Origin of the sequence: Vibrio orientalis CIP 102891 = ATCC 33934, from assembly GCF_000176235.1 — a bacterium.
In the GTDB taxonomy this organism is placed as follows: Bacteria; Pseudomonadota; Gammaproteobacteria; order Enterobacterales; family Vibrionaceae; genus Vibrio; species Vibrio orientalis.
In genome coordinates this window covers 1296605-1316453 of sequence record NZ_ACZV01000005.1, presented here as the reverse complement: position 1 = coordinate 1316453, position 19849 = coordinate 1296605, and the positions used below count along the sequence as shown (strand labels likewise).

At 46.3% G+C, this 19849-nt stretch carries 16 protein-coding genes and 1 other annotated feature; of the genes, 8 read left to right on the top strand and 8 right to left on the bottom strand.

Going from position 1 to position 19849, the window contains the following annotated elements:
* Window positions 1-23: 23 nt before the first annotated feature.
* The 5 genes from hrpA to VIA_RS16685 all read left to right on the top strand — a co-directional run bounded on the left by hrpA (window position 24) and on the right by VIA_RS16685 (window position 8526).
* Window positions 24-3968, top strand: a complete 3945-nt coding sequence (gene hrpA / locus VIA_RS16705; RefSeq protein ID WP_004414381.1) for an ATP-dependent RNA helicase HrpA — start codon at window positions 24-26, stop codon at window positions 3966-3968.
* A gap of 104 nt (window positions 3969-4072) precedes the next feature.
* Window positions 4073-4564, top strand: a complete 492-nt coding sequence (locus tag VIA_RS16700) for an outer membrane beta-barrel protein (protein WP_004414380.1) — start codon at window positions 4073-4075, stop codon at window positions 4562-4564.
* Between the two features lie 171 nt (window positions 4565-4735).
* Entirely contained in the window at window positions 4736-6526 is a 1791-nt protein-coding gene (locus VIA_RS16695) for an ABC transporter ATP-binding protein/permease (protein WP_004414379.1), read from the top strand.
* A gap of 75 nt (window positions 6527-6601) precedes the next feature.
* Complete coding sequence (locus VIA_RS16690; RefSeq protein ID WP_004414378.1) at window positions 6602-7915, top strand: ABC1 kinase family protein; 1314 nt, start codon at window positions 6602-6604, stop codon at window positions 7913-7915.
* A gap of 161 nt (window positions 7916-8076) precedes the next feature.
* The gene (locus VIA_RS16685) at window positions 8077-8526 is read left to right on the top strand and encodes a GNAT family N-acetyltransferase (RefSeq protein WP_004417468.1); all 450 of its coding nucleotides are present in this window, start codon (window positions 8077-8079) and stop codon (window positions 8524-8526) included.
* Between the two features lie 69 nt (window positions 8527-8595).
* Here the strand turns inward: VIA_RS16685 and VIA_RS16680 are convergent, their stop codons facing one another.
* From VIA_RS16680 to trpL2, 8 genes are all read right to left on the bottom strand, one after another.
* A complete protein-coding gene (locus VIA_RS16680; protein WP_004414376.1) occupies window positions 8596-9855 on the bottom strand; it encodes a dicarboxylate/amino acid:cation symporter in 1260 nt (419 codons plus the stop codon).
* Between the two features lie 339 nt (window positions 9856-10194).
* Window positions 10195-11001: a tryptophan synthase subunit alpha gene (trpA, locus tag VIA_RS16675; RefSeq protein WP_004414375.1), complete on the bottom strand. Its 807-nt coding sequence runs from the start codon at window positions 10999-11001 to the stop codon at window positions 10195-10197.
* Window positions 11001-12191 (bottom strand): tryptophan synthase subunit beta, encoded by a 1191-nt coding sequence (gene trpB / locus VIA_RS16670; RefSeq protein ID WP_004414374.1) that lies wholly within the window; start codon window positions 12189-12191, stop codon window positions 11001-11003. The genes trpA and trpB overlap by 1 nt, the downstream gene beginning before the upstream one ends.
* Window positions 12192-12245: 54 nt before the next feature.
* Window positions 12246-13673, bottom strand: a complete 1428-nt coding sequence (gene trpCF / locus VIA_RS16665; RefSeq protein WP_004414373.1) for a bifunctional indole-3-glycerol-phosphate synthase TrpC/phosphoribosylanthranilate isomerase TrpF — start codon at window positions 13671-13673, stop codon at window positions 12246-12248.
* 21 nt (window positions 13674-13694) lie between these two features.
* Complete coding sequence (trpD, locus tag VIA_RS16660; RefSeq protein ID WP_004414372.1) at window positions 13695-14693, bottom strand: anthranilate phosphoribosyltransferase; 999 nt, start codon at window positions 14691-14693, stop codon at window positions 13695-13697.
* An 11-nt stretch (window positions 14694-14704) separates the two neighbouring features.
* Window positions 14705-15295, bottom strand: a complete 591-nt coding sequence (locus VIA_RS16655) for an aminodeoxychorismate/anthranilate synthase component II (RefSeq protein ID WP_004414371.1) — start codon at window positions 15293-15295, stop codon at window positions 14705-14707.
* A gap of 9 nt (window positions 15296-15304) precedes the next feature.
* A complete protein-coding gene (locus VIA_RS16650) occupies window positions 15305-16882 on the bottom strand; it encodes an anthranilate synthase component 1 (RefSeq protein WP_004414370.1) in 1578 nt (525 codons plus the stop codon).
* Between the two features lie 128 nt (window positions 16883-17010).
* Window positions 17011-17114 (bottom strand) — a sequence feature (Trp leader region).
* A complete protein-coding gene (gene trpL2 / locus VIA_RS16645; protein WP_004414369.1) occupies window positions 17061-17186 on the bottom strand; it encodes a tryptophan operon leader peptide in 126 nt (41 codons plus the stop codon). (Overlaps the previous feature by 54 nt.)
* Window positions 17187-17268: 82 nt before the next feature.
* Between trpL2 and rnm the strand changes: the two genes are divergently transcribed.
* The 3 genes from rnm (at window position 17269) to rluB (ending at window position 19837) form a co-directional block, all read left to right on the top strand.
* Complete coding sequence (gene rnm, locus VIA_RS16640) at window positions 17269-18135, top strand: RNase RNM (RefSeq protein ID WP_004414368.1); 867 nt, start codon at window positions 17269-17271, stop codon at window positions 18133-18135.
* A 36-nt stretch (window positions 18136-18171) separates the two neighbouring features.
* Window positions 18172-18792, top strand: a complete 621-nt coding sequence (locus tag VIA_RS16635; protein ID WP_004414367.1) for an L-threonylcarbamoyladenylate synthase — start codon at window positions 18172-18174, stop codon at window positions 18790-18792.
* A gap of 106 nt (window positions 18793-18898) precedes the next feature.
* Window positions 18899-19837 (top strand): 23S rRNA pseudouridine(2605) synthase RluB, encoded by a 939-nt coding sequence (gene rluB / locus VIA_RS16630; protein WP_004414366.1) that lies wholly within the window; start codon window positions 18899-18901, stop codon window positions 19835-19837.
* The last annotated feature ends 12 nt before the right edge of the window (window positions 19838-19849 follow it).

Here is a 19849-nt window from a genome sequence, read left to right as displayed (position 1 = left end):
CGATAAAAAGAATAGGTAACGCTTTGACTTCGTCACAGCCAGAAAAATCGACCGCAGCTGAGGGTAAAGCTCAGGCCAATAATGCGGCGTCACTTCGCAAAGCACTTAACCAGTGCATGATCAAAGACAGATTCCGTTTAAGTAAGCGTATTTCCGGTGCAAATAAAATTAAGAAAGATGCCGCGAGAAACGCTGTTTTCGACGAGATCGCATTAGATATCGCTAAGTCCATGATGGATGCTGAGCAGCGCGGTAGCTATACCCCTACCATTGAATACCCTGAAATTCTTCCGGTAAGTCAGAAAAAAGATGACATCGCTAAGGCGATCGAAGAAAACCAAGTGGTGATTGTTGCCGGTGAAACTGGTTCAGGTAAAACCACCCAGTTGCCGAAAATCTGTGCTGAACTTGGCCGTGGTAAGTTTGGTTTGATTGGCCATACGCAGCCTCGTCGTCTGGCTGCTCGTTCTGTAGCGAATCGTATTGCAGAAGAGATGGAAACCAAACTCGGTGAATTTGTTGGTTACAAGGTTCGATTTAACGATCAGATCTCTGAAAATACCCAAGTTAAATTGATGACGGACGGTATCTTGTTGGCAGAGATTCAACATGACCGTTTTCTCAACCAATACGACACAATCATTATCGATGAAGCGCACGAGCGCAGCCTGAATATCGATTTCATTTTGGGCTACTTAAGAGAGTTACTTCCGCGTCGCCCAGATCTAAAAGTGATCATTACCTCGGCGACCATCGATCCTGAGCGTTTCTCTAAGCACTTTGATAATGCGCCGATTATCGAGGTGTCGGGTCGAACTTACCCAGTTGAAACACGTTACCGTCCACTTCGCGGTGATGATGACGTCGATCGTGACCAACTTGACGGTATTTTTGAAGCCGTTGATGAACTGTGCGATGAAGGTTTAGGTGACATCCTGATCTTTATGAATGGTGAGCGTGAGATTCGTGATACGGCTGATGCGCTGAGTAAGCGTAATTTGAAGTCGACGGAAATTGTCCCGCTATATGCGCGTTTGTCTGCGGGTGAACAGAACAAGATTTTCCAACCTCATGCGGGGCGTCGAATCGTACTCGCAACCAACGTTGCTGAAACATCGTTGACCGTTCCGGGCATTAAATACGTCATTGACCCAGGTACAGCGCGTATTTCTCGTTACAGCTACCGCACTAAGGTTCAGCGCTTACCGATTGAGCCAGTTTCTCAAGCGAGTGCCAATCAGCGTAAAGGTCGTTGTGGTCGTGTTGAAGAGGGTATCTGTATTCGCCTGTACTCTGAAGACGATTTTGAGTCACGTCCAGAGTTTACTGATCCAGAAATCTTACGCACCAACTTAGCGTCGGTTATTTTGCAGATGACGGCACTTGGGCTGGGTGATATTCAAGCCTTCCCATTTGTTGAAGCGCCGGATAAACGTAATATCCAAGATGGTGTCCGCCTGCTCGAAGAGTTAGGTGCAATCAATGCGGAAGCGAAAGAGCCAGCTTCTCAAGGTAGTAAGAAACGTTTGACCTCTATTGGTCGTCAACTTGCACGTTTGCCAATCGACCCACGTTTAGCTCGTATGGTTTTAGAATCGCCAAAATACGGTGCAACCAAAGAATTGATGATCATTGCTTCGGCGTTATCGATTCAAGATCCGCGTGAACGCCCAAGCGATAAGCAGCAATCGTCAGATGACAAGCACAAACGTTTCTTCCATGAAGAATCAGACTTCCTGACGTTTGTGAACCTGTGGGACTACATCCAGAAGCAGCAGAAAGCGTTGTCTAGTAATCAGTTCCGTAAGCAGTGTAAGCAAGATTACTTAAACTACTTGCGTGTCCGTGAATGGCAAGACGTCTACTTCCAAATCCATCAATCAATGCGTGAGATGGATTTCAAACTTAATGATGAGCCTGCTTCGTACCAAGGCGTGCACTCAGCGATTCTTGTTGGCTTGCTATCGCATATCGGTATCAAAGACCAAGAGAAGAATGAATATCAAGGTGCGCGTAATGCTCGCTTCCATATCTTCCCTGCGTCTGGCCTATTCAAAAAGCAGCCAAAATGGATCATGTCCGCTGAGCTGGTGGAAACGTCCAAGCTATGGGGTCGAATTATTGCCAAGATTCAGCCTGAGTGGATTGAGCCTTTGGCAAAACACCTGATTAAACGCAGCTACAGTGAACCGCATTGGTCGAAGAAGCGCGCTGCTGTTATGGCTCATGAAAAAGTGATGCTTTATGGTGTGCCAATTGTACCTAAACGACTAGTGAACTATGGCAGCATTGACCCATCAGTAAGTCGAGAGATTTTTGTTCGTAGCGCACTGGTTGAAGGTGAGTGGGAAACCAAACATGCGTTCTTTAAGCAAAACCGCAAGCTACTGCGCGAGGTTGAAGAGCTAGAGCACAAGTCTCGCCGCCGCGATATCTTGGTTGATGACGATGAGCTGTTTGATTTCTATGATCAACGTGTCGGTACTGAAGTGGTATCTGGCAAGCACTTTGATACTTGGTGGAAGAAAGCATCGAAAGAAAACAGTGAACTGCTCAACTTTGAAAAAGAGATGCTGTTCAAAGGGGATGCGAGTCATGTTACCGACCTCGATTATCCAAACTTCTGGCATCAGAATGGACTTAAGCTCAAGCTAAGCTACCAATTTGAGCCGGGTGAAGATAACGACGGTGTGACGGTTCACTTACCGTTGCCGATTCTTAACCAAGTCGAGCCGGGTGGCTTTGATTGGCAGATCCCTGGGCTTCGCCACGAATTGGTGGTGAGCTTAATTAAGTCTCTGCCAAAGACCATCCGCAAAAACTTTGTTCCTGCGCCAAACTACGCGGATGCATTTTTAGCGCGAGCAACAGCGATGGAAGCTCCGCTTTTAGACTCGTTAGAGAAAGAGCTACGCCGTATGACGGGTGTCGAAGTACTGCGTGAAGATTGGAAGCTTGACCAAGTGCCAGAACACTTGAAGGTGACGTTCCGAGCTGTGGATCACCGCAATCGCAAACTGAAAGAAAACCGTGACCTACACGAACTTAAAGAGAGCTTAAAAGACAAGGTTCAAGAGACTTTATCTAAGGTTGCCGATGATGATATCGAGCAGCAAGGTCTGCACACGTGGAGCTTTGGTGAGTTACCTAAAGTGTATCAACAAAAACGTGGCGGCTACGATGTAAAAGCCTATCCAGCGCTTGTTGATAGTAAAGATAGTGTCGAGATTAAGCTTTACGAAACTGAGTATGAGCAAGTCACTGCCATGAAAGCAGGTCAGCGTCGCTTAATCTTGCTCAACGTACCATCGCCAATTAAGTATTTGCACTCGAATCTACCGAATAAATCGAAGCTTGGCTTGTACTTTAACCCTTATGGCAAAGTACTTGATCTCATCGATGACTGTATCGCTTGTGGTGTAGATAAACTTATTGAAGAGAAGGGTGGCATCGTTTGGGAACCAGAACAGTTTGAAGTGCTAAAAGAGCACGTTCGAGCGGAATTAGGTGACACTGTGGTGGAAATCGCTCAACAAGTAGAGACTATTCTGACAACCGCATTTAACATCAATAAGAAGTTAAAAGGTAAAATAGACTTCACGATGGCGTTTGCGCTGTCTGATATCAAAGCTCAGATTGAAAGCTTGATCTTTAAAGGCTTTGCAACCGAATGTGGCTGGAAACGTTTGACAGATATTTTACGGTACATGAAAGCAATAGAACGTAGAATGGAGAAGCTACCAATCGATCCAAACAAAGATCGTTTGCACATGCTCAAAATTGAGTCAGTAACTAATGATTACAAAGAGTTGCTGAACAAAATACCAAAAGGTGTCGCGGTCCCTGACAATGTTAAAGAGGTTCGCTGGATGCTCGAAGAGTTGCGAGTAAGCTATTTTGCGCAGCAACTTGGAACACCTTACCCAGTATCAGATAAACGTGTGAAAATGGCTATAGACGCTTGTTAGGCACATTAGTTGCATAATTATTGGGTATCAATCGGAATTTTGACTATACTGGCAGAGGTTTGCCGCAGCGAGCCTCTGTTTTAAATAACTAGAGAAGGTTTATTATGAAAAAGACACTACTAGCGCTAGCTCTAATCGGCGCATCAGCTACAGCTTCTGCTGATTCTTGGATTTACGGTAGCGCAAGTGTAGGTCAGGCGGATCTGGGCAATGAGTCATCAACGTCATACAACGTACACGTTGGTACAGGTATTCTGCCATTCATCGGCCTGGAAGCGGGTTACCAAAATTTTGGCGATTTTGATGGCGTTAATTACGGTGGCGTAATTCGTGATCTAGAAGGTTCAGCGGTTTACTTTGCAGCAAAACCAAGCATTGATTTTGGTCCACTGCACGTATATGCAAAAGCGGGTCTGCATTCTTACGAGCTAAGTGGCGGCAACTTTAAAGAAGACGAGATCGACATGATGTACGGTGTGGGTGCTGAGTACTTCGTAATGGGCCCTATCTCTCTAGGCGCTAGCTACAACGTATTCTCGATGAAAGAAGAAGACGTGAAGAACTTCTCTCTAAACGCGACATTCCACTTCCTATAATGAGTTCGCGGTTGTGATTTCAAAAGCCTGACTTCGGTCGGGCTTTTTTGTGGCTCCTGATCGCTAGTCGGTGTATCACAACGCACACAATTCACCCTGATCACTTGCGAAAGTTATATATGCCCCAATAACTTATGTTAGAGCGCTAACGTATGGTGAAAAGGTATCTAAATGCAATCAGCATCAAATCTCGAATCAGAGAGTCCCCAAGCCACCAAGAAGAACCTTGGAATCCTTTTTGAGCTATTAGAGTTCATTAAGCCTTATCGAGTAAAAGTTGGCGCAGCATTGCTTGCCCTGATCTTTACGGCGTCGTTAACGCTAACCGTTGGCCATGGTGTGAGAATATTGATCGACCAAGGCTTTGCTCAGCAATCAACGTCTGAGCTCGGTAGTGCTATTGGCTTTATTCTGATTGTTACGGTTCTTATCTCAATCGGTACATTCTTTCGCTTCTATTTAGTGTCGTCAGTGGGAGAAAGAGTCAGTGCTGATATCCGCTTAGCCGTGTTCAATCATATTGTCACGCTTCATCCAAGCTACTTTGAGACCAATGGCAGCGGTGACATCATGTCTCGTATCACCACCGATACCACCTTGCTGCAAAGCATTATTGGCTCTTCGTTCTCGATGGCGATGCGCAGCGCGCTAATGTGTGTTGGCGCTATCATTATGCTGTTTGCCACCAACATCAAATTGACCCTCATTGTGTTGGCGTCAGTGCCGTTTATTCTGGTGCCTATTCTGTTTTACGGCCGACGAGTCCGCGCGCTGTCTCGTCAAAGCCAAGACTCGATGGCAGATGTGGGTAGCTATGCTGGCGAAGCGATAGAGCATATTAAAACGGTGCAAAGTTATAGTCGGGAAGCTGAAGAAAAAAACTACTTCTCTCAAGAGGTTGAGAAAGCGTATGACATTGGCCGACAACGCGTAAAGCAACGTGCGATCTTGATTTCTGGTGTGATTGTTATCGTGTTCAGTGCCATTTCCGGCATGCTATGGGTGGGTGGCAGCGATGTCATCAACGGCACAATGTCGGCGGGTGATTTAGGTGCCTTTGTCTTCTATGCGATTATGGTTGCTTCTTCGTTGGCAACGATTTCTGAGGTGATGGGAGAGCTACAAAGAGCCGCCGGTGCAACAGAACGATTAGTAGAAATCCTTCAGGTGAAAAGTGACATTGTCGCGCCGAAAATGTCGACCAAGCCTTCGCCATCTTTGACAGCCGAAGTGAGCTTCAAAGATGTGACGTTTCATTATCCCTCGCGGCCAGATACTCCCGCATTAGGCCAGTTAAGCTTGCAAGCGGAAGAAGGCAAAGTTCTGGCACTAGTTGGGCCTTCAGGAGCAGGCAAAAGTACGCTGTTTGAGTTGCTGCAGCGCTTTTATGACCCACAACAGGGGGAAGTGATGTTTGGTGGGGTGGACGTGCGAAACTTTGCGCCGAGTGAGTTACGTGAACGGATGGCACTTGTTCCCCAGCAACCTGCATTGTTTAGTAATGATGTTTACTACAATATTCGTTACGGAAACCCTGATGCCACTGATGAGCAGGTGATTGAAGCAGCCAAGAAAGCGCATGCCCATGACTTTATTATGAAACTACCGGAAGGCTATCAGAGTTTTTTGGGCGAGAGAGGCGTACGCTTATCTGGTGGCCAACGTCAACGTATTGCTATTGCGCGAGCCATCTTAAAAGATCCAAGTATCCTATTGCTTGATGAGGCGACAAGTGCGCTTGACAGTGAGAGTGAACATCATGTCCAACAAGCGTTAGATGAGCTTATGCGCAATCGAACAACCATTATTATTGCTCACCGACTTTCTACCATCCAACACGCCGATAAGATCGCGGTATTTGACCACGGAAGGTTGGTTGATGTCGGTAACCATAAACAATTGATGGGTAGCTGCGAGTTGTATCAACGCTTGGTTGAACTCCAATTTAAGCACCTTAGCTGAGAATAAATCGGCACGAGTTAAGCCCATGTAGTCCTTTCGAGCGTATACAAGAGAGAATCATTAAAGAGATAGTTTATGTCGACAAAACAGAAAAACATTCCTACCCATCGAATCTCACGCTTCGGAAAACTTGCGTCACTTGCTACTCGCGTTGCAGGTAATGTTTTAACAGAAGGGACTAAGCAGTTAGCAAAAGGTCAAAGGCCTAAAGCGAAAGATCTAATTTTGACACCAGCGAATATCTCAAGACTCACCGAACAGCTGGCACACTTACGTGGCGCTGCAATGAAGCTAGGTCAAATGCTATCTATGGATGCGGGCGACGTTCTTGAGCCAGAACTCGCTGATATTCTCGCAAGGCTTCGCTCGGATGCTGACCCGCTACCCGCTAAGCAGCTCAATCAGGTGTTAGAAGGTGCGCTAGGGGAAGATTGGAAGCTCCAGTTTGCTGCTTTTAACTTCAAGCCTGTAGCCAGTGCCTCTATCGGTCAGGTCCACCAAGCCTATAACGATGATGGTGAAAAGTTGGCCGTGAAAGTTCAGTATCCGGGAATCAGAAAAAGCATCGATAGTGATGTCGATAACGTGGGGACATTGCTCAGTATCGTTGGCCTGATTCCAGAGTCTGTTGATTATAAGGGCTTACTTGAAGAAGCGAAAAAACAGCTGCACGATGAAGCTGATTACCAGCGAGAAGCGAACTTTGCACAACGTTATCATCAAGCCCTGCAAAATACCGATCACTTTGTGGTACCTAATATTCATAGTGAGATAACCTCAGAATCTGTTTTAGCGATGGACTTCCTTGAGGGTATATCGATAGAACATGCCGGTAGCTTAAAACAATCAGAGCGAGACCTTGTGATGCATCGACTGCTTGAGTTGATGTTCAGAGAGTTGTTCGACTTCAAGATGGTTCAGACTGACCCCAATTTTGCTAACTACCTTTATATGCCGGAAACAAAGCAGATTGGTTTGCTCGATTTTGGTGCGACACGAGAATACAGCGACAGATTCAGTGACGGGTATCGCAAGGCATTTTCTTCGGTGGTGCAGGGGAGTGAGTCGGGTTTGAATTATGCCTTGGAGCAAATCGGCTTCTTCAGTCAGGACATTTTACCGGATCAGCGCCAAGCCATACTTAACTTAGTTGAACTTGCCTGTGAGCCTATGTTGGTGGATGAAGAGTATGATTTCAGAGCCAGTGGCTTAGCTATGCGTTTAAGAGAGGCCGGAACGATATTAAGTATGGAGCAAGACTACTGGCACACCCCTCCGGCAGATGCGCTGTTCTTACATAGAAAAATTGCTGGTATGTATCTTCTTGCTGCACGCTTGGGAGCAAAAGTGAATATCCATCGATTGGCGACGCCTTACTTAAACATCTAAAGTGATCAATCCAGACCGTACTTCAACTGATTGTTTGGGCGAGGTGAAGATCAAAGGCTTAGCTTTGAGACATGCCTTTTAAACTTCGCATTTAGCGTTGAGATTTGTTGAGTCGATTGACACTATTTAAAGCATTAGAAACAAGGAGTGTGAGGATAAAATTGACTACTAGTATTATTAGGGCAACCGTGGAGCAACTAGACTTAGTTGCCGACCTATTCAATCAGTATCGAGTTTTTTACGGCCAAGAGAGCGACCTAAAACTCGCTCATCATTACATCAATGAAAGACTTCATAACGATGAATCCGTAGTGTTTTTAGCAGTGAATGCCGATGGTGAGGCGTTGGGCTTTACCCAGCTTTACCCAAGCTTCTCGTCTGTGTCAGCGCAACGTAGCTGGATTTTAAACGATCTGTTTGTGACCGAGAGTGGGCGTTCGGGCGGAGTAGGCAGAGCATTAATGAATGCCGCTACACAACATGCGATAGAAACCGGAGCGAATGGTCTTAGTTTAGAAACCGCCCATGATAATGTTGTAGCACAAAGCCTCTATGAATCATTAGGCTATAAAAGAGAGACCGCCTATTTGAGCTACTTCTTGAGCGTATAGATTAGTAAGGAATAGAATTAAAAAAGCCACTCGTTTGAGTGGCTTTTGTCTATCTAGAACAAAGAGAATTTACGCTTGTTGCTTTTGCAGTTCAGCTTCTTTTGCTTCGTCTTCGATTAGTGCATCAACGATAACTGCACACGCTGCATCACCGGTGATGTTAAGTGCTGTACGAATCATGTCGAAGATACGGTCAAGAGCGAACAGTAGTGGTAGACCTTCGATTGGAATACCGGCCGCTAGAAGTACTGCAACCACTAGGAAAGATGGACCAGGAACACCTGCTTGACCTACCGCACCTAGTGTAGAGGTAACGATGATCGCGATGTACGCGCCCATACCTAGATCAATGTTGAATAGCTGAGCAAAGAAGATTGCAACCAAACCGTAGTAGATTGCGTTACCGCTCATGTTGATGGTTGCACCTAGAGGAAGAACGAACGATGCCGTAGTGTTCTTAACACCTAGCTCGTGTTCAACGGTGTCAAGTGTTACTGGTAGCGTTGCCATAGATGACGCTGTTGATAGCGCAACTGCTTGAGGCTTCTTCATCGCGACTAGGAACTTCTTCGCAGAAGTTTTAGTGAAGATGTGCACCATTAGAGGGTAAGCAACAAAACCGAAGATAAGAATCGCAGCAACGTAAACAACGAATAGCTTGAACACCACCATTAGCGCGCCAAAACCAAACGTACCAACGGCTTCAGCCATTAGGCCAAATACGCCGATTGGTGCAATGATCATCACTTTGTTGATCATCCAAACCATTGCGTCAACGATAGCGTTTACACCGTTGATGATTGGCTCACGTTTTTCTTTAGCTTGCTTAGAAATCGCAATACCAAAGAACATACAGAATACTAGGATCTGTAGGATGTTTGCTTCATTCAGTGATTGGAAAACGTTGGTTGGGATCATACCAGTGATGGTCGCCCAGAAAGTTGGAAGTTCACCTTTTGAAGCGTATTCAGCTGAGAACATACCCTCAACGCCAGATACGTCGATGCCCATGCCAGGCTGGAATACTTCACCCATAAATAGGGCTAGTGCTACCGCTAGCGCAGACGTTAGGCCAAAGTAACCCAAAGTCACTACGCCCACTTTACCTGCTGATTGGCTATTACCAAGGCCCGCAGCACCAGAAATCAGTGCAACGGCTACCAATGGGATAACCAGCATTTTAATTAGGTTGATGAAGATCGCACCTAGCGGAGCGAACATTGTCGCGCTCTCGCCCATGAAGGCACCAACGGCAGTACCGATAATCATGGCGATGACAACTTGCACACCAATATTGCTTAGCAAACTCTTTTCTTTTAACACTTCCATAACCTCTGTGCTAATAAAATTTAAATATCCAGAATTACCATCTGAGTTAAAACTCGAACATGGTTAATAATTTCGCCTAGCTTTTTACACGTTATTTTTACAATTGGCAATACGTGTCGATAGTGAGAGTTGGATTTAAAAACAGATTTATTGATAGCTGACAATTTTTTAGCCGTTAGCAAACGTTTGCCCAAAAGGAATGCAAGAGCTTGGTGAATTGGATTTTATAGAATCATTTGGTATTTGAATGCTGGGATGGGGAGGGCAAATGTTAAAAAAAAGATCGATTTCTCTGTTTGTTAAGAAATCGATCTCATAGATGTTTAGATGGCTAACACGTTACTTTTGTGTCGCAGTCTTCATGGATGAAACAAAATTTGCGAGCTGCTGTAACATAGTTTCTGGCTGTTCAATATTGTTTTCAATGATCTTCACAACGGCCGAACCAGAAATAGCGCCTGCTGCTCCCGCATCGATAGCTTGCTTTACTTGCTCAGGTTCAGAAATACCAAAGCCTAATAGCGCTGGAGGCGCATCAAATTGGTTTAGTCGCTCAAGTAACGTACTGACTGGCATGTTTGCTTTGGTTTCTGCACCAGTGACCCCTGCGCGCGAGAGTAGGTAAGTGTAACCACCGCCTAGTTTCGCCACTTGGGTTAGAGTTTCGTCGGAAGCGGTTGGTGGCGCAATAAAAATTGGTTCAACACCATGCTTTTTAGCGGCTGCGACAAATTCTTCACTTTCATTAGTCGGAACATCTGCAATAAGAACTGAGTCGATGCCGGCGTTTGCACAGCGCTGGTAGAAGTCTTCAATACCACGAGAGTAGACAAGGTTTGCATACATCAGCAGACCAATTGGAAGGTCTGGGTATTTAGCGCGAATTTGACCAATTAGCTCGAAACAGATATCAGGTGTTGCACCAGAATCTAGTGCACGAATGTTCGCGCCTTGAATCGTTGGGCCATCCGCTAGCGGGTCAGAGAATGGAATACCAAGCTCTAGGGCATCAGCGCCAGCTTCAACCAAAGCTTCCATGATTTTTAGAGACTGCTCAGGGTTCGGATCGCAAACTGTTACGAACGGAACGAAAGCACCTTGGTTTTTATCGTTTAGGCGCGCGAATAGCTTTTCATAACGGTTCATTAGATCGCTCCTTTTTGTTGCAGAATGTCATGTACAGTGAAGATATCTTTGTCGCCGCGACCAGATAGGTTTACCACTAGTAGTTGTTCTTTCTCTGGGTTCTCACGAGCCATACGCAGTGCGTGTGCAAGAGCGTGAGATGATTCAAGAGCAGGGATGATACCTTCGCTACGAGCCAACTCTTGGAACGCATCTAGTGCTTCATCATCTGTGACGTTGTCGTATTCAGCGCGACCAATGGCGTTAAGGTGCGCGTGTTGCGGACCAACTGATGGGAAATCGAGACCTGCTGATACTGAGTAAGACTCCTCAACCTGACCATTTTCATCTTGCATCAATGGTGCTTTCATACCAAAGAAGATACCCGTTTTACCGTGCTTCAGAGGTGCACCGTGTTGGTCAGTATCGATCCCTTTACCTGCAGGCTCAACACCGATTAGGCGAACAGTTTCTTCTTCAATAAAGTCAGCGAACATACCGATGGCATTCGAACCACCACCCACACAGGCAATCACTGCGTCAGGTAGGCGGCCTTCGCGCGCTAGAATTTGGTTCTTAGTTTCTTCACCAATCATGCGTTGGAATTCGCGAACGATGGTTGGGAATGGATGAGGACCTGCTGCTGTACCTAATAGGTAATGCGCGTCTTCATAGCTTGCTGACCAGTCGCGCAGAGCTTCGTTACAAGCATCTTTGAGTGTTGCAGAGCCAGAGTGCACAGGGATAACCTCTGCGCCCATTAGCTTCATACGGAAAACGTTCGGGCTTTGGCGCTCAACGTCTTTGGCACCCATGTATACGCGACATTTAAGGCCAAGTAGGGCACACGCCAGCGCTGTAGCCACACCGTGTTGACCCGCGCCGGTTTCAGCGATGATCTCTTCTTTGCCCATGCGCTTGGCTAGCAGAGCTTGGCCTAATACTTGGTTAGTTTTGTGTGCACCACCGTGAAGGAGGTCTTCACGTTTTAGGTACAGTTTGGTTTTCGTGCCCTTAGTTAGGTTACGCGTAAGTGTTAGCGCGGTAGGACGGCCTGCGTACTCTTGCAGTAGAGTCATAAACTCACTGCGAAACTCTGGGTCTTCCTGCGCGTCAATAAACGCTTGCTCTAGTTGCTCAAGAGCTGGGACAAGAATTTGTGGTACATACTGCCCACCGTATTCGCCGAAGTAGGCATCTAATTTAGCCATGGTGTAAATCCTTCATTTTGGGATAGCGCCAGTTATCACTCACGCTATAAATAATTAGTAGTTTCGAATTGCTGCAAAAGCTTGTTCAAGTTTTTCCGCGTCTTTCTTACCTGGAGAAGACTCCACGCCGGAGTTTAGGTCTAAGCCCAGACAACCTTGCTTTGCGGCTTTTTGGGCGTTGAACGGAGTGATTCCACCTGCCAGCATGACCTTAGATGGATCGCCAATCAGTGACCAATCAAATACAAGGCCTGTACCGCCGACTTGTTTACCAACTTTAGTGTCCAATAAGTGACGGTCGATATGCTCAGTAATCAGCGTTGGCATAGATTCGCTAACACCATACGCTTTCCAAATTTCGATCTGTTCTGGAAGCTTGCTTTTGAGCTCGGAAACAAAGGCTTGGTCTTCGTCGCCATGCAGTTGCACACCGGTAAGACCGAGTTGCTCCGCGGTCTCAGTGATTTGTTCGATGGCGTGGTTTTGGAATACGCCGATGTACTTTAGCGGTGCGCCACTCATGGTTAAGCGCGCTTCTTCTAGGTTAACGAAGCGTTTAGAGGCTTCAACGAAAATGAGGCCACCAAAGATCGCACCTGCTTTGTAAACTTTAGCGGCATCATCTGGGTGAGTCAGGCCACATACCTTATTCTCACCTAAGGTCACTTTGCGTACTGCAAGTTCTAAGTTGTCTTCAGCCATTAGTGAGCTACCAATGAGGAAGCCGTCTGCATATGTGGCCAGATCTCTCACTTGCTGATGAGTGTAGATGCCAGACTCTGAAATGATGGTCGCTTCAGGTGCGAGCTCACGAATAGTTGGAGCCAGTTCTTTGGTGCGATTCAAATCAGTTGAAAGGTCGCGCAGGTTACGGTTATTAATGCCGATAACTTTTGCGCCTAACTTGACGGCGCGATGCAGCTCTTGTTCATTGCTGACTTCCGTCAACACGCCCATTTCAAGTGAGTGCGCAACTTCAGCAAGTTCAGCATACTCTTGGTCGTCGAGTACTGAAAGCATCAGGAGAATCGCATCCGCTTGGTAGTGGCGAGCCAAGTAAACTTGGTAGCTATCAACCATAAAGTCTTTACACAGGATAGGCTGCTTTGCTTGCTTGCGTACCTGTGGCAGAAACTCAAAGTTACCTTGGAAGTACTTCTCATCGGTCAGCACTGAAATCGCATTAGCGTGGTTGTTGTATACCGACGCAATGTAATCTAAATCGAAGTCATCTCGGATCAGACCTTTCGAAGGCGATGCTTTTTTACACTCAGTAATGAATACCGTGTTTTGGCTTTTAAGTGCATCGTAGAAGCTGCGATCAGAAGCAGTCAGATCGTCTTTAAATGTATCAAGTGGCTGTTGCTCTTTGCGCTCTGTGACCCATTGATATTTATCTTTAACGATTTTTGCCAATACTTCAGCCATTTCAGCTTCTTTTACTGAAACGTGCTCGGATAGCTTATTTTTAACCTCAGTCATGATGTTTCCTTTTGCTCTGGGTTACGCGTGCGCGGCAAGTTTTTTGACAAGCTCGTAAGCTTTACCTGAATTCATCGCGTCGATGGCTTGTTGGGTATTGGCTTTAAGATCTTCGTGACCGAATAAGCGCATTAGCAGGGCAACATTGGCAGCAACTGCGCCAAGTTGAGCGTCAGTGCCTTTGCCCGTCAGCATGTTGGTGATGATCGCTTTGTTTTCTTCTGGATCGCCACCTTTAATCGCTTCAAGTGGATGAGATTCTAAACCGAAGTCCGCAGGGGTTAGGGTGTACTCAATAATCTCACCGTCTTTGATCTCAGCGACTGTCGTTTCACCGTGAATTGCGACTTCATCTAAACCACTACCGTGCACCACGGCCGCACGCTTCATACCCATTTGCAACATGGTTTCTGCAATAGGGCGCACAAGCTCTTGTGAGTACACGCCCATCAGTTCGATGTTTGGACGAGCAGGGTTAATCAATGGGCCTAAGATGTTGAAAATCGTACGCGTCTTCATGGTTTGACGTACTGGCATCGCATGACGAACGCCGCCGTGGTATTGCGGAGCGAATAAGAAAGCCACACCGATCTCATCGACTGCTGTGCGAGTATCTTCGGCACTCATCGCTAGGTTAATACCGAAAGAGTCCAGTAAATCAGAGCTGCCGGATTTGCTCGATACGCTACGGTTACCGTGTTTAGCGACTTTTAAGCCACAAGCTGCTGCGACAAATGCGGCAGTCGTCGAAATATTAATCGTGTTATGACCATCGCCGCCAGTGCCAACGATATCAGCGAAATCATAATCCGGGCGAGGGAAAGGGTTCGCATTGGCTAATAGAGCTTTTGCTGCGCCGGCAATCTCGTCTGGGGTTTCACCTTTGATTTTTAGCGCTGTTAGCGCTGAAGCCATTAGAATTGGGTCTAGCTCACCACGAATGATGACATCAAATAGCTGTTGGCTCTCTTCTTGAGTGAGTGACTGCTGCTCGTAAAGTTTGTTGATAATCTGTTCCATGACATTCTTCCTTATTTGTCGTTCTTCTTTAGAGCCCACTCAATCGCATTGGCCAATAAGGTCGCGCCGTAGGTGGTCATAATCGATTCAGGGTGGAATTGGAAGCCACACACCTTGTCTTCTTCTTGTACTACAGACATCACTAGGTCATCAACTTCAGCAGTGATGGTTAGCGAGTCTGGCACATGAGTTGCGACTAATGAGTGGTAACGCGCTATTGCAAGTGGAGAAGGCAATTGAGCATAGGTCGCGTGATTCTGGTGTTCCATCATCGACACTTTACCGTGAATTATTTCACCGGCGCCAGCAACGGTACCACCGTACGCTTCAACGATCGCTTGGTGACCAAGACAGATACCAATCATAGGTACTTTGCCTTTTAAGCGCTGAATGATTTCAGGCATAGAACCCGCGTCAGCAGGTGCACCGGGACCTGGCGATAACAAGACGACCGGGTTTTCTAATTGTTGAACGGCTGACTCAATCGTGTCAGCGGCTATATTGTTGCGATAGATTTTGACTTCATGACCTAAGGAACGAAATTGATCGACTAGGTTGTAAGTGAAAGAGTCAAAGTTATCGATAAATAGGATATTCGCCATCTCTTCCACCTATTGCTTATCTTGAATTGGCTGATGAGCCGCTTGAATCGCAGAGATCACTGCCTGAGCTTTACCGCGTGTTTCATCTGCTTCCGCTTGCGGATCAGAATCAAATACCACACCTGCACCAGCTTGAACTTGTGCAATGCCGTTTTCCACGTATGCTGAGCGAATCACGATACAGGTATCTAATGTACCTTCACCAGTTAGGTAACCAACTGCGCCACCGTAGCTACCACGACGAGCACCTTCCACATCACGAATCAACTGCATTGCGCGAATCTTTGGGGCACCTGTTAGCGTGCCCATGTTCATACACGCTTGGTAAGCATGCAGGGCATCTAGGTCGTTACGTAGTTGACCAACCACGCGAGAAACTAAATGCATCACGTGACTATAACGGTCAACTTTGAGTAGGTCAGCGACATGGCGGGTGCCTGCTTCAGAAATACGCGCAACATCGTTACGTGCCAAGTCAACCAGCATCATGTGTTCTGCGTTTTCTTTCTTGTCGGTGCGAAGCTCTAATTCAATGCGGCAATCTAGATCGAAATCGATCTCTCCATTCGGGCGTTTGCCACGGCGGCGAGTGCCAGCAATCGGGTAAATTTCTACCTGATTGGTGTGAGTTTCGTACTTCAGTGCACTTTCAGGTGACGCACCAAACAAGGTAAATAGCTCATCTTGCATATAGAACATGTAAGGGCTTGGATTTGACTGCTTGAGTTCTTTATATGCGGCGAGAGGAGAAGGGCACGGCAAGGTAAAACGGCGTGACGGTACGACTTGGAACACATCGCCCCTTACGACATATTGCTTTAAGTCTCGTACTGTTTGACAGAAGTCTTCATCAGAGATGCTCGGGACTGCTGTCGTGTCAGTCACAGGTGCTGCATTCGGCAATTGTTTTAGTGTCGTACACGCTTGACGTATCTCTTCTAAACGCGCTTCAAGTGTTGGTTTTTGTTGGTCATTGGCAAACAGTGCCGCTTGTAAGTCGCAGCTTCGCTTTTGGTGATCAACAACCAATAAAGTTTCGGCGACATAGAATACGTAATCTGGACATTGATTGGTCGCTTGCGCGTTACCTAACGGCTCAAAGTTGGCGACAAGATCGTAAGCGAAAAGACCACCGATAAATATCGCATGTTTATGCAGCCCTTCAATGTTGAAGCTGTGTTGAATCAGTCTGAGTGCATCGAAAGAAGACGCTTCACGTAGTCGTGAATCTTCATCAAGCGTATCGCAAGGAGAGGTGTACTCAAGGACAAGCTCTGTTCCGTCAAAACGGTTTTCAATACCGTCGTTAATGTTAAGAGTTAAGTGAGAAAGTAGGTGCTTACCGTTTTCAGTCAGCGCGGTCATAGTGACAGTGTGACCAAAACAGACGATACGTACTGCAGAGTCGACAATCAGCAGGCTTTGAAGATCTTGCTTGGAATCGATCTCGGCCGACTCTAGCAACAGGCTATCCGTCTTGTTCTCGCATAGAGTATGGAACAACTGCGTTGGATCTTGAGCGTAGGGTGCAGTAGTGCGAATCAGCTCAAGGTTACCTAGCTTTTGAATATTAATGGCCTTGTTCACAAGACCTCCTTTTCTCTTAATAATTTTTCTTCCTGCCGTACATAGTCGCATAAAGCAAACGTTCTCCCAATTAAGATTTGGTCAAATCTGGTGATTGTTTAAGCACTTAGGTGTGAGGCAGACAACAAAACAAAAAGCCCGCTATGGTAGCGGGCTTGATATACATGAAATCTATAATTTAGAAGTACACGTTAGCCCACCAAGAACTTGTCCAAGTGCGCCACCAAGCAAGGTCAGCTGAGCTACGATTAATCGTATCAGCGTTAACTTTTGCGTTTTGCTTTAGGTTGATGTCTTGTAACATAATGAGCCCAAATTCAGGTACTTCGTATTTGTGTACTAGTTAACTAGTGCAGAGGTAAAAAGTCAACTAAAAAAACAAAATTATGAGAATTGATTTACATAGCCACACCACAGCCTCTGATGGACGATTACCTCCGAATGAACTTATTGATAGAGCATTAAGCTTTAACCTCGAAGTATTAGCGATTACTGATCATGATACGGTTGATGGTTTGGATTTGGCGCATCAATACATCAATGACAATGATCTGCCGATCAAACTGATTAATGGTATTGAGATCTCGACGGTTTGGCAGAATAAAGACATTCATATCGTTGGTCTTAATATCGACCCGACAAACGACGCGTTGTTGTCTCTCATTGACCAACAGAAAAGCCATCGAGAATCTCGTGCTGAGCTGATTGCCCAGAGACTGGAAAAGGCGACCAGAGAAGGGGTGCTCGAAGAGGTAAAACTAATCGCTGGAGATGCGCCCGTCACTCGCGCCCACTTTGCGAAGTGGTTGGTGGATAATGGTTATGCCAAAACCATGCAGCAGGTATTTAAAAAGTATTTAACGCGCAATAACCCAGGCTATGTACCACCGACATGGTGTTCAATGAAAGATGCGGTAGATGCAATTCACGCCGCTGGTGGCGAAGCGGTTTTAGCTCATCCTGCGCGTTACGATTTGACCGCTAAATGGCTCAAACGCCTATTGGCCGCTTTTGTTGAAGCGGGTGGAGATGCGATGGAAGTCGCTCAACCTCAACAAGGGCAACAAGAAAGACGCAACTTGGCTGATTATGCTATACAATACAAACTATTAGCCTCACAAGGCAGTGACTTTCATTATCCGTCGCCGTGGATGGAGCTAGGACGAAACCTTTGGTTACCGTCAGGTGTCGAAGCGGTATGGAAAGATTGGGGTATTGAGCCTTCTAAGTCAGATTCAATCAATACCAATTAACTATAGAGTCGTGAGACTCGATATTGAGGAATTACAATGAGCCAGTTTTTTTACGTTCACCCAGAAAACCCACAGGCTCGCTTGATTAACCAAGCTGTAGCAATCATACGAAATGGTGGGGTAGTGGTTTACCCAACCGACTCAGGCTATGCCCTTGGCTGTCAGCTTGAGAACAAACAGGCGCTGGAAAGAATTTGTCAAATCCGTCGCTTAGATGACAAGCATAACTTCACGTTACTATGTCGTGATCTTTCTGAGCTTTCACTCTATGCACGTGTTGATAATGGTGCTTTTCGTCTGCTGAAAAACAACACTCCTGGCCCTTTCACATTTATCTTTAAAGGGACAAAAGAAGTGCCTCGTCGTTTGATGAATTCAAAGCGTAAGACGATTGGTATTCGTGTTCCGGATAACCGTATTGCTTTGGATTTGTTGGAAGCGCTGGGTGAGCCTCTAATGTCGACGTCACTTATCTTGCCGGGTAATGACATCACCGAATCAGACCCTGAAGATATCCGCGATAAACTAGAGCATGCTGTTGATTGTATTTTGAACGGCGGTTACCTAGGCGAACAGCCAACGACTGTCATCGATTTTAGTGATGACGAACCTAAGGTCGCTCGTTTAGGCTCGGGTGATCCAACCCCTTTTGAGTAATCAAAAGTTAGTGATTTCCTCCACAGTTTTTGCGATAATGTGCGGCCGCGATTTTGGGTCGCACTTGTTTATTCGACGTCTGAGAAGACGACACATAGGTAGATAAATGAACGAAAAATTACAGAAAGTATTAGCTCGAGCTGGTCATGGCTCTCGTCGCGAACTTGAAGCTTTAATTAAAGCGGGTCGCGTGAGTGTGAACGGTGTTGTAGCTAAGCTTGGTGAACGACTAGAAGATGAAAACGCCATTGTGCGTATCGATGGTCATACTGTTTCTGCGAAAGCTCAGGAAGAGGTGGTTTGTCGAGTTCTTGCGTACTACAAGCCGGAAGGTGAATTGTGTACTCGTCATGACCCTGAAGGTCGCCGAACTGTATTTGACCGTCTACCTAAAATCCGTGGTTCTCGTTGGATCTCTGTTGGTCGTCTAGATGCGAACACATCGGGTCTACTGCTATTTACTACAGACGGTGAACTTGCGAACCGCCTAATGCACCCAAGCCGTCAAGTTGAACGTGAATACTTGGTACGTGTGTTTGGTGAAGTAACTGAGCAGAAGGTTAAGAACCTAGTGCGTGGCGTAGAGCTAGAAGATGGCATGGCACGTTTCGAAGATGTTGTATACGCGGGCGGTGATGGTATGAACCACACTTTCTATGTTGCAATCAACGAAGGTCGTAACCGCGAAGTTCGTCGTCTTTGGGAATCTCAAGATACGACGGTAAGCCGTCTGAAGCGTGTTCGCTACGGTGATATCTACCTAGACAAGAAACTGCCTCGTGGCGGTTGGATGGAGCTTGATCTGAAAGAAGTAAACTACTTGCGTGAGCTTGTTGAACTTCGTCCAGAGAAAGAGACGCTACTTGATGAAAACAAAGCGAACACTTCTCGTAAGCGTGAGCGTTCTCGTAGCCAGAAGATTCGTCGTGCGGTTAAACGTCACGAAGAGCGCGTAAGCAGCGGTGGTGGTCGTAGCAATAACCCATCTCGCCGCAAGCCTAAGAAAGGTGCGGGTAAACCAAACGCACGCAATAAGCAGCGCTAAGTAGTACTCTTA